Here is a 10,397-nt window from a genome sequence, read left to right as displayed (position 1 = left end):
CTTCGGTGGCAGCTGAGTTTATTAACTTTCTAAAATTGATTTAACTTTTTTAAGATGATTAAACCTGAAGAAGTTAAATTTATTATGTCGAATTAATAAAGCTACTGCACTCTCCTGAAAAACGCCCTTATTATGAAAGGTGTGAACATATTTTACAAGTCACAAATTGCTAGCTTAGTCTGATAGGGGTAAATTATATCGTTACCAGTAGCTTAAAACGCAACTTAAAAACACAGCTTAAAACACGACTTACATCATAAATTAAAAGGTAACAGAGTCATAGATATGAGTATAATGAGATGACTTAATAAAAGGTTTGGTTAAATAGTTAGCCGAATTAAACAAAGAAAAAGGTTTTAAATTAACTTAGAGTTAATTTGATTATTCGTTATGATAATTGCTTTTGTTAAACTACTACTTTAAAAATAAAGGGTGTCCCGTAATGCATTGTGACGTTTATAAATTTCCGAAACATAGCGAAATGTACGTTTATATAGCCAGACCAGACTATCCGAACGACACGAATAAAATTAGAGACTGGCTAGGCGTATTGCCCAAGGATTTACGTCAAGGCTTAGGGGAAGGTAAGTTTCTTATGCATTTAGACTTGATGGAAACTAAAAAGTTAGCCCGTGTCGACAAACAAGAGGTTATTGAAAAACTAATGTCACAAGGCTATTTCATTCAAGCTCCGCCATCAAATGTGTTATTGGCTCAAGCTGAAGCTAGAATGAAAGATTCACAAGATAAGCGTTATGATTAATATTGATTGGTTGAGCATTATGATTTTGAAAATATTTTTTAATTAGTGTAGAAAAAATTTAAAATACGATAGGGTAGTTCGCTATAATAGTTGAATGATTGTATTTGAAAATTAATCATAAACTAAAAGCCTACTATGATTTTGTTAATAACTAATAGAGTCATGGTAGAATATGCGAGTTTAAAATTGACCTATTTCTGACCTTATTCAAAGAAAACAGTAGTATGTTCAATTTAATTTTAATTCACTTGTAGACTGAGCATTGCATGGATTGGTTACGCAACATTCTTATTAATTTGCCGCTGGATGAAATCAGCGATTCAGTGAACCGACTAACTATTTGGTGGAGTCATTTGGTGGCTGATGTGCCGCCTGATATGCTGCCAATTTATGCTTATGTTGGCTTCTCTGTAGTCGTTCTCTTACTATGGCTATTCATTGTTAGGCTTTTACCGAGTCCCATAGGTGGTATGAGCTGGCTTGCTCTGTTTTCTATTTTATTAGCACCTGGGTCTGCTGCTAATAATACTGGTGATGTGGCGCCAGCAAGTATAGGGGTTGTTTACGGCATTATCATGAAGGAGCCTGGGCTGGCTTTAAGTAGCCTATTGCCCATTTTAGTAGTGTTTTCAGTAGGTCTGGTATTAGGCTTTATCTGGCAATTAATTAAAAATATCATTGAAAAAAATGCTGAGCAGTCCCGTCAACAAGCAGTCGCCGATGAAAGGGCCAATATGCAATTGGCTTCTGCCAATTATATGGACTTTGCAAACGATGAGGATGCTGTAAATCCACAGCCTGAGTTAATAAAAGCTAAGATAGTAAAAGATGGAACAGAGGTACCCGTAGCGAAGCAAGCTTCTGAGGTTGCCAAAAATACTTCTGTAAATGACCTTAGTAAAAGTAGCAATGTTACAAATGAGCCTTCTGATAAAAAAGATGTGTAGTTTATTTTTGAGACTCTTTTCTTAAATATGTTAGTAAAATATATGGGTCAACCGTAACTTATAGAGTTGGCCTTGTCTGCATGTTATAAATATTTTTTAATCAACGTTCTAATAGCAACAGTTTTATAGCTAAACTATGTTAGCAATAGTCTCTTAAATAACAAAATCTTAAAAATAACGAAAATTAAACTATTATTTCATTCAATTGAGTTATAAATATCTGACTATAAAGATAAAAATTAATTTGTATTTTAAGCCGTCTAACACTTCAAGCTAATTGGAACTTATGGCATTTATTGTTGCGGTAAGTTTGATAGACAAAGATAGCTTTGAACCTCATTTTAAGTCTAACTACTTCTAAATTAACCTAATGTCTATTAACATTTTTATTAACTATTTGTTAGCCCCATTGATAGCTTAATTGATAGTCTAATATGTATTTAATGGTCTAATAACAAATAATCTAAGCAGTTAATATAATAATTGAAAAGCTAAAATTCTATACATTCATCGAGACAATAACTATGACGCAATCTACACAAAACTCAAATAACAACTTTACCGGTACTCAAAGCTATATCGCTACCGAAGATTTGCAGTTAGCGGTAAATGCTGCCATTACTTTGCAAAAGCCATTATTGATTAAAGGTGAGCCTGGCACCGGTAAAACTTTGCTAGCAGAAGAAGTGGCAGAAAGCTTGGGTATGCCATTAATTACATGGCATATTAAATCTACCACCAAAGCTGAGCAAGGGCTGTATGAATACGATGCAGTATCACGTCTACGCGACTCACAACTCGGTGATGATAAAGTGTATGACATTAATAATTACATCAAGCCTGGTAAACTTTGGGAAGCATTTACCTCAGATGAGCGCAGTGTGTTATTGATTGATGAAATTGATAAAGCCGATATCGAGTTCCCGAACGACTTATTGCACGAGTTAGATAAAATGTCGTTCTATGTTTATGAAACAGGTCAAACCATTACCGCTGACAAGCGCCCAGTAGTTATTATTACATCAAACAATGAAAAAGAATTGCCAGATGCTTTCTTACGCCGTTGCTTCTTCCATTATATAGATTTCCCAGAAGAGCAAACCATGCGACAAATTATCGATGTTCATTTCCCTAATATCCAAGAAAAACTGGTTAATGATGCTTTAGATATTTTCTATAAGTTACGTAATATTCAAGGCCTTAAAAAGCCACCTTCAACTTCAGAGTTAGTGGATTGGTTAACGCTACTGTTAGCAGATGATATGGCGCAGCAAGAGTTAGAAGAAAATCTACGTGGTGAGAAATCTATCCCACCATTGTACGGTGCCTTATTAAAGAATGAAGCGGATATTACGCTATTGCAACGCTTTGCCAATATGATGCGACGCTAGACGCTAATAGATATTTAGCTAATTTATAGGTGTTACCATATAAATGTAATTCATTTGATAGGCTAGGCGGATATGTTTGTAAAACTGTTTTATACCCTACGTACCTACGGCGTGCCGGTCAGTACCCGTGAGCTATTAGATCTTAATGCTGCGCTTGATAAGGGGTTAATGCGTCAGCCGCACCCTGAATTATCTAAACAGTTTCCTAATGATAAAGACTTATGGTACTTCGCTAGCCGTGATGATATGTACCGATTGATAAAGCTATGCATGGTTAAAGATGAGCGTCATTTTGATAAGTTTGACCGGGCAATGGCCGATTACTTTGATGGTATAGACAGTCTAGATATTGATGAATTAATGGCAAAGCTCACTGATATTCCTCAAGAGTGGCTTGATTTAAAGCTTGATCCGAAGAATTTGACCGAAGAGCAACGCCGATTGCTAAAAAAATATGGATCACTTGAGGAGCTTATGAAGGCGTTGGAAGAACGTCTTAAAGAGCAAAAAGAACGTCACCAAGGCGGCAGTAAATGGGTTGGTACTGGTGGTAGCTCTCCTTTTGGTGCCTATGGTGATCATCCTGAAGGGGTTCGCGTTGGAGGTGAGTCACGTAAACGCAGTGCCGTTAAAGTGTGGGAGCAGCGTAAATATCGTGACCTTGACGATGACAAACAGTTGGGAACGCGTCAACTGCAAATGGCGTTACGCAACCTACGTCAATTTGCTCGTACTGGTAGTGCTGATGAGTTAGACATTCATCAAACTATTAAAATGACCGCGCAAAAAGGGGTGCTTGATATCCATATGCAACCTGAGCGTCGTAACAGAGTAAAAGTACTGATGCTATTTGATATTGGTGGCAGTATGGACATGCATATTGAGGCTTTAGAAAAACTGTTTTCAGCCGCCAAAAATGAGTTTAAAACGCTTGAATTTTATTATTTTCATAACTGTCTTTACGACTTTGTGTGGAAAAACAACCAAAGGCGGCATTCGGAACGTACCCCAACCATGGAATTATTGCAAAAATATGGGCGTGAATATCGAGTTATCTTTGTTGGAGATGCGTCGATGTCACCCTATGAATTGTTTTCAGTTGGGGGTAGTGTAGAGTATATGAATTCTGAGCCTGGAGTGGTCTGGTTAAAAAGGGTACTTGAACACTTTGATAAAGTGGCTTGGCTTAATCCTGAAGACTCAGCTTATTGGCAACACACTCATACTATTGGTGAAATTGAAAAAATGATGGATGGGCATATGTACCCGATGACTTTACATGGGGTAGAAGAGATGACCGAATATTTGGCCAGATAGTTATGAGTAGCAATAACAGTAGCCGTATCAATAACAGTAAAAGTAGCCGTAGCAATAACAATAACAATAACAATAAAACTAGCACTAACCTTGTAGACAGTATTAGGGTACATTTAATAAATATTTAAAGGAAGTAAATTGATAGAGTCTTATATAGACACAGTTAAGCTATCTATAAAGTTAGTCTCACCTGCTTTAATGATAGCGATATTAGCTACTGGCTGTAATAAAACAGTGGATAGCGATAACAAGGTTAAACCAGAGCCAGGTGAGGTATTTGTAGGTATGTGCTTTAATGATGCGAGTGCAGAAGATACCCAAATGTACGGACATAGGAACGCTGCCATTACTAATATTGCTCTACAACCCTTATCATGCAAAGCTCCCCATGACAATGAAGTTTACTATATTCATCAATTGCCAGAAGAGGCTAAAGATCACCTTGATGAAGATGAGTTTTTTGAAGATATGCTTGATGTTTGTGAAGATGAGTTCAAAGGCTACGTGGGTAAGAATTACAAAGAGTCTTATTACGAAATGTCAGTCTTGTTCCCTACTACAGACAGTTGGAATCTTGGACGCAAAGAAGCAATATGTTATGCCTTTCATCCTGACATTGGTGTTAAGCTTAACATTCCCCTAAAAGATGTAAAAAAATAGACCTCTTAAATCACCAGTTATATCTTCAAATTATTTATATATGACTACTTAATCTAATTAAATTTATCAATAAGGGTCTAACGCTATGATCTGAAACATTGATAAGTTATCTATCTATTCTTATAATTCGTCTCTGATAAGACAAAAGGTTTATAAATTTAGACCCTTTTAATTTATCTACTTGTACCCGATATACTTATCTTCGTTGCAACTCACCTAAAGCCATCTACTTTAAGTAGGAAGTCCTATGCAAAATAAATCTATGCCGCCAACCCCTTATTATCAAATTGATATTGCTAACCTAAAGCAGAATTTGGTAGTTGTAAAACGTCTTTGTGACTTATCTGGGGCAAAAGCTTTATTGGCGCTAAAATGTTTCGCCACTTGGGGTGTCTTTGAGGACATGAAGCCATACTTACATGGAACAACCTCTTCTTCGCTAAACGAAGTGCGTTTGGGCAAAGAAGAGTTTGGTGAGGATAAAGAGACGCATGCTTATAGTGTTGCCTATAGCACGGACGAGATTGATGAGGTTTTAACTTACGCCGATAAAATTATCTTTAATTCATTTAATCAGTTACATGCCTTTAAAGATAAAGCTCAAGCAAAAGCAGTTCCTGTTGGCCTGCGTATTAATCCAAAAACCAGTAACTCTTCGTTCATCATTGCAGACCCAGCTCGACCTTTTAGCCGTCTTGGTGAGCACGATATCGAAAAAATTAAGCCAGTTATAGATCAAATAACAGGCGTAATGATACATAACAACTGCGAAAATGATAGCTTTGAAGCCTTTAGTGAAAGCTTATCTGATATTGAAAATAAATTTGGTGAGTTGTTTTATCAGCTTGAATGGGTAAGCTTAGGGGGCGGTATTCATTTTATCGCTGCCGATTATCCGCTTGAAATGCTGGCTAGTCGATTAAAAGACTTTAGCGAAAAGTATGGGGTTCAAGTATATTTAGAACCAGGCGAAGCTTGTATTCATAATGCAGCTAAGCTAGTAACTACTGTATTAGATACCTTACATAATGGCAAGCCTTTGGCGGTGGTTGATGCGTCTATCGAGGCTCATATGTTGGATCTATTAATTTATCGTGAGACCGCACCTTTGGTGCAGCTAAATGATCAGACTAGCCATATAACTTCTGAACAAACAGACAATAGCACTATAATTTATGGTAAGTCTTGTTTAGCAGGTGATATCTTCGGTGAATATGCGCTTGATCAGCCCTTGAAAATTGGCGATAAAGTAGCCTTTGGGAACGCTGCTGGCTATACCATGGTCAAAAAGAACTGGTTTAACGGGGTAGCGATGCCTGCTATTGTTATTTGCGATGAGAAAGGCGAGCTAAAAGTACAAAAAACATTTGCTTATGAAGACTTTAAAGCCAGCTTGTCTTAATACCTAATGATTTGAACAGTGCTGTTTTATCTAGTAGTTGACATTAATTAAGAACAGTCTAGCTATATATCTATAGACCTTCATTTTATATAAATTAGCTAAATAGAAGACTAAAATAGTTACGTTTCAGAAAACCAGTGCGACTTACTTTTACATGTTTTATAGCATATTATAAATTATTGTCGCATAAATGACAGTTAAACATTATAATGCACGGTTTTGAGTTTCAATGGATTTATGCGTTTTCTCTCTTTATAGAATAATTAAGAGGGCAATGTAGTGAGCTCAAAAAACTAAGTATAAGTTGTTTTTTTAAATAATTTCGGGTGCGTGGGTTTTCCCAATTCTTCCTTTTTAATTCACGCACAACACTCACGGTGTCAATTATCTATTAATAAATTGACCCACTAAGGAGGATTTACAGATTGACTAATAAAGTTCAAACCCCTAAACGTAATATTTTAATCATTGGGGCCGGTGGCGTGGCCCAAGTTGTAGCTCATAAATGTGCTATGCATAATGATGTATTGGGTGAGTTGCATATTGCCTCACGCACCATTGATAAGTGCATAGCCATTGCAACTAGCGTTAAAGACAAGGGTAGCTTTAAGCAACCAGGTGAGCTACATTCTCATGCTATTGATGCCATGGACTCTGAAACAGTTGCCGAGCTTATTAATGAGACGGGGGTTGAAATTGTTATTAATGTAGGGTCTGCTTTTGTTAATATGACCGTACTTGAAGCTTGTATTAATACCGGTGTAGCTTATATTGATACGGCAATTCATGAACATCCCAGTAGAATTTGCGAGGCACCACCTTGGTATGGCAATTACGAGTGGAAGCGTAAAGAGCGCTGTGAGCAAAACAATATAACTGCAATATTAGGAGCAGGTTTTGATCCGGGTATGGTGAATGCTTATGCTCGAGCTGGCTATGACATGATGGATCAAGGCTCTGTTACCGATATCGATATAATTGATATCAATGCAGGTGACCATGGTAAATACTTTGCAACTAACTTTGACCCTGAGATCAACTTTCGGGAATTTACTGGTACTGTATACTCTTGGCAGAACAGTCAGTGGCAATCAAACAAAATGTTTGAAGTCAAACGTACTGACGATTTACCAGTAGTGGGCGAGCAGAACAGTTACTTAAGTGGACATGATGAAGTCCATTCTTTATCTGCCAATTTAGATGTGCCAAACATCCGTTTCTGGATGGGCTTTGGTGATCATTACATTAACGTATTTACCGTATTACAAAACTTAGGTTTATTATCTGAGTTACCTGTAGTGACCGCTGAAGGTCAAGAAGTTGTGCCATTAAAAGTTGTAAAAGCAGTTCTTCCAGATCCAAGCTCACTGGCTCCGAACTATACTGGTAAGACTTGTATCGGTGATAAAGTTAAGGGTAAGATAAATGGGGTGGATACCGAAATCTTTATCTACAACATATCTGACCACAAAGAAGCTTATAATGAAGTAGGTAGTCAGGGTATTTCTTACACGGCTGGCATACCACCTGTTGCTGCAGCGATGCTTATAGCTACCGGTAAGTGGGATGTTGGACGTATGGTAAACGTTGAAGAGTTGGATGTGAAACCCTTTATTAATTTGTTAAATAACATGGGTTTACCTACACGAATCCAAGACGATCAAGGCGACCGTCCTTTACATTTTAATATTTAAAATTTAGTTTTATTCTATTGGATTGTAATACTTCAAACTGTATTTTGAACAAAACCCCATAGATTGGACACAATATATGGGGTTAGGTTCATATGATGAGTCTTTCATTGATAAATGGCATTAACTTAAGACACAACTAAGTTAAGAGACAACTAACTTAAAATCAAACTGTCGTCTTCAACTTTTTCACCACGAGTGGTTTCAAACATATCCAATAAGTCATGCACAGTCATGTCTTTACGCACATCACCAGATACGTCTAATACCACTTGGCCTTGATGTAACATCACCGTACGGTCCCCATGATTCAACGCCTGCTGCATTGAGTGGGTCACCATCATTGTTGTGAGATTATTATCGGTCACAATCTTATCCGTCAGCTCTAATACGAATGCCGCCGTCTTAGGGTCTAAGGCTGCAGTGTGCTCATCAAGCAAAAGAATTTTAGAAGGCTGCAAAGAGGCCATTAACAAGCTGACTGCTTGGCGTTGGCCACCTGACAATAATCCCATTCTATCGGTCAAACGATTTTCTAGACCCAATTTTAAAATAGATAGCTTTTCTTTAAACAGATCACGATTTTTATTATTTAGGGCGAAACTTAAACCACGTTTACCGCCACGCTTATAGGCAAGCGCTAAGTTTTCTTCAATAGTTAAAGCTTCACAAGTACCTGCCATAGGGTCTTGGAAGACACGAGCGACCCAGTGTGCTCTTTGATGTGCAGACTTTTTGGTAACTTCAATACCATTTAATAAAATTGAACCACTATCGACACGTATAGTGCCACTCACTGCATTCAAAAAAGTGGACTTACCAGCACCGTTAGTTCCAATAACAGTTACGAATTCGCCTTCAGCAATATTCAAACTGATGCCTTGTAAAGCAGGATTTTCAATTGGAGTGCCTCGGTTAAAAGTCAACCTAAGGTCATTGGCTTGCATCATAGAGCGATATCCTTATAAATTCGGTATGGCTTAAAGTTTCAGTGAAGCTAAAAGTCAGCTTAGCCCATCATTTAAGTTCAACGACCTGCTAATATTTTTGACTTAATTGAAGGTAACTGCAGAGCAATTACGACCAGTAAAGCTGTAATCAAGTTTAAGTCTTGTGAGCCAAAACCGATACTACGAAGGGTGTCACTTGACAACGCCACTTGAATAAATAGCTTGTAAATAACCGCACCCAGAATCACCGCTAAAGTAATTAACCAAATACGTTTTGCAGGAATAATGGTTTCACCAATAATAACCGCTGCCAAGCCAATGACGATAGTACCAATACCTATAGAGATGTCTGCACCGCCTTGGGTTTGAACAAATAGCGCACCGGCTAAAGCAATCAAAGCGTTAGAGATTGCCATACCGATAATGGTCATCCAAGAGGTGTTAATTCCTTGAGCTTGAGACATACGCAAGTTAGAACCTGTCGCTCGCATTGATAGACCCGCTTCGGTGCTAAAGAACCAATCCAATAATAATTTGGCAATCAGCACCACAGCGCCGATAATGACACAGCGCATCCAATACCCATTTTCATTGGTTACTAATGTGCTAAATACGGTCTGCTCGCCTAAAAGCGGTAAGTTTGGCGCACCCATAATACGAAGGTTAACTGAATATAAAGCGACCATCACTAGGATACTTGCCAATAGCTGTAATATGCCCAATTTAACATGAAGAAAAGCGGTAACAATACCAGCTACAGCCCCTGCCAGCATTCCTAATCCACAAGCAACCCAAGGGTCAATACCGGATACAATTGAAATGCCAGCAATAGCACCACCTAATGGAAAACTTCCATCAGCGGTTAGGTCAGGGAAGTCTAGCGTTCTAAAGGAGATAAGTACGCCTAAAGCAACTAAAGCGTAAATAAGACCACTTTCAAGGGCACCAAAAAAAGCAATGAGAGACATAAGAGATTTAGACACCGCTTAGGGTTCAAACGCCTGTACTTAGATGCCAAAATATCCTAAAAGACTAGGCTGACAGACGTTTAAAATAAATTTAACAGATAAAATCTGCATTTAATGTTTTTTACTAAGCCAACTAATAAGACATATGATTTGGTATTCAAATAATATGTTCTATTAGTATATGACCATTATATCTTTATATGGCTTAATATAGAGCGATAACACAATAAGGATATATAGGGCAAAAAAATTTACATTTGATAAAGTATTTCAAGATATTTTATCAGATATACAAATATTTTATAAAT

General features: G+C 37.5%; 9 protein-coding genes. 7 read left to right on the top strand and 2 right to left on the bottom strand.

Annotated features, from left to right (window positions below; genetic code table 11):
- The first annotated feature begins 442 nt into the window (after window positions 1-442).
- From QZ265_RS07530 to QZ265_RS07500, 7 genes are all read left to right on the top strand, one after another.
- Window positions 443-763, top strand: coding sequence for a YcgL domain-containing protein (locus tag QZ265_RS07530; protein WP_296404940.1), 321 nt, complete (start codon window positions 443-445; stop codon window positions 761-763).
- Window positions 764-1,029: 266 nt separating this feature from the next.
- Entirely contained in the window at window positions 1,030-1,710 is a 681-nt protein-coding gene (locus tag QZ265_RS07525; protein ID WP_296404938.1) for a hypothetical protein, read from the top strand.
- Between the two features lie 524 nt (window positions 1,711-2,234).
- Window positions 2,235-3,101, top strand: coding sequence for a MoxR family ATPase (locus QZ265_RS07520; RefSeq protein WP_296404936.1), 867 nt, complete (start codon window positions 2,235-2,237; stop codon window positions 3,099-3,101).
- Between the two features lie 72 nt (window positions 3,102-3,173).
- Window positions 3,174-4,418, top strand: coding sequence for a hypothetical protein (locus tag QZ265_RS07515; protein WP_296404934.1), 1,245 nt, complete (start codon window positions 3,174-3,176; stop codon window positions 4,416-4,418).
- A 138-nt stretch (window positions 4,419-4,556) separates the two neighbouring features.
- Window positions 4,557-5,078 carry a septum formation family protein gene (locus QZ265_RS07510; protein WP_296404932.1) on the top strand — a complete coding sequence of 174 codons (522 nt, stop codon included), beginning with the start codon at window positions 4,557-4,559 and terminating at the stop codon, window positions 5,076-5,078.
- A 262-nt stretch (window positions 5,079-5,340) separates the two neighbouring features.
- A complete protein-coding gene (gene nspC / locus QZ265_RS07505; RefSeq protein WP_296404941.1) occupies window positions 5,341-6,480 on the top strand; it encodes a carboxynorspermidine decarboxylase in 1,140 nt (379 codons plus the stop codon).
- 425 nt (window positions 6,481-6,905) lie between these two features.
- Window positions 6,906-8,174 (top strand): saccharopine dehydrogenase family protein, encoded by a 1,269-nt coding sequence (locus QZ265_RS07500; RefSeq protein WP_296404930.1) that lies wholly within the window; start codon window positions 6,906-6,908, stop codon window positions 8,172-8,174.
- 152 nt (window positions 8,175-8,326) lie between these two features.
- Here QZ265_RS07500 and QZ265_RS07495 read toward each other — a convergent pair whose 3' ends face one another.
- Both QZ265_RS07495 and QZ265_RS07490 read right to left on the bottom strand, forming a co-directional pair.
- Entirely contained in the window at window positions 8,327-9,121 is a 795-nt protein-coding gene (locus QZ265_RS07495; RefSeq protein WP_296404928.1) for an ABC transporter ATP-binding protein, read from the bottom strand.
- A 77-nt stretch (window positions 9,122-9,198) separates the two neighbouring features.
- Entirely contained in the window at window positions 9,199-10,089 is an 891-nt protein-coding gene (locus tag QZ265_RS07490) for an ABC transporter permease (RefSeq protein ID WP_296404927.1), read from the bottom strand.
- Window positions 10,090-10,397 lie beyond the last annotated feature (308 nt).

Source organism: Psychrobacter sp., assembly GCF_018260395.1.
Classification (GTDB): Bacteria; Pseudomonadota; Gammaproteobacteria; order Pseudomonadales; family Moraxellaceae; genus Psychrobacter.
Note: the sequence above shows the minus strand (reverse complement) of the source record. Positions and strands in the feature narration are given on the sequence as shown.

What these genes read in the sequence shown, in the direction of transcription:
- QZ265_RS07530 (WP_296404940.1), top strand. Translation starts at nt 443, where the DNA reads ATGCATTGTGACGTTTATAAATTTCCGAAACATAGCGAAATGTACGTT.
- QZ265_RS07525 (WP_296404938.1), top strand. Translation starts at nt 1,030, where the DNA reads ATGGATTGGTTACGCAACATTCTTATTAATTTGCCGCTGGATGAAATC.
- QZ265_RS07520 (WP_296404936.1), top strand. Translation starts at nt 2,235, where the DNA reads ATGACGCAATCTACACAAAACTCAAATAACAACTTTACCGGTACTCAA.
- QZ265_RS07515 (WP_296404934.1), top strand. Translation starts at nt 3,174, where the DNA reads ATGTTTGTAAAACTGTTTTATACCCTACGTACCTACGGCGTGCCGGTC.
- nspC (WP_296404941.1), top strand. Translation starts at nt 5,341, where the DNA reads ATGCCGCCAACCCCTTATTATCAAATTGATATTGCTAACCTAAAGCAG.
- QZ265_RS07495 (WP_296404928.1), bottom strand. Translation starts at nt 9,121, where the DNA reads ATGATGCAAGCCAATGACCTTAGGTTGACTTTTAACCGAGGCACTCCA.
- QZ265_RS07490 (WP_296404927.1), bottom strand. Translation starts at nt 10,089, where the DNA reads ATGTCTCTCATTGCTTTTTTTGGTGCCCTTGAAAGTGGTCTTATTTAC.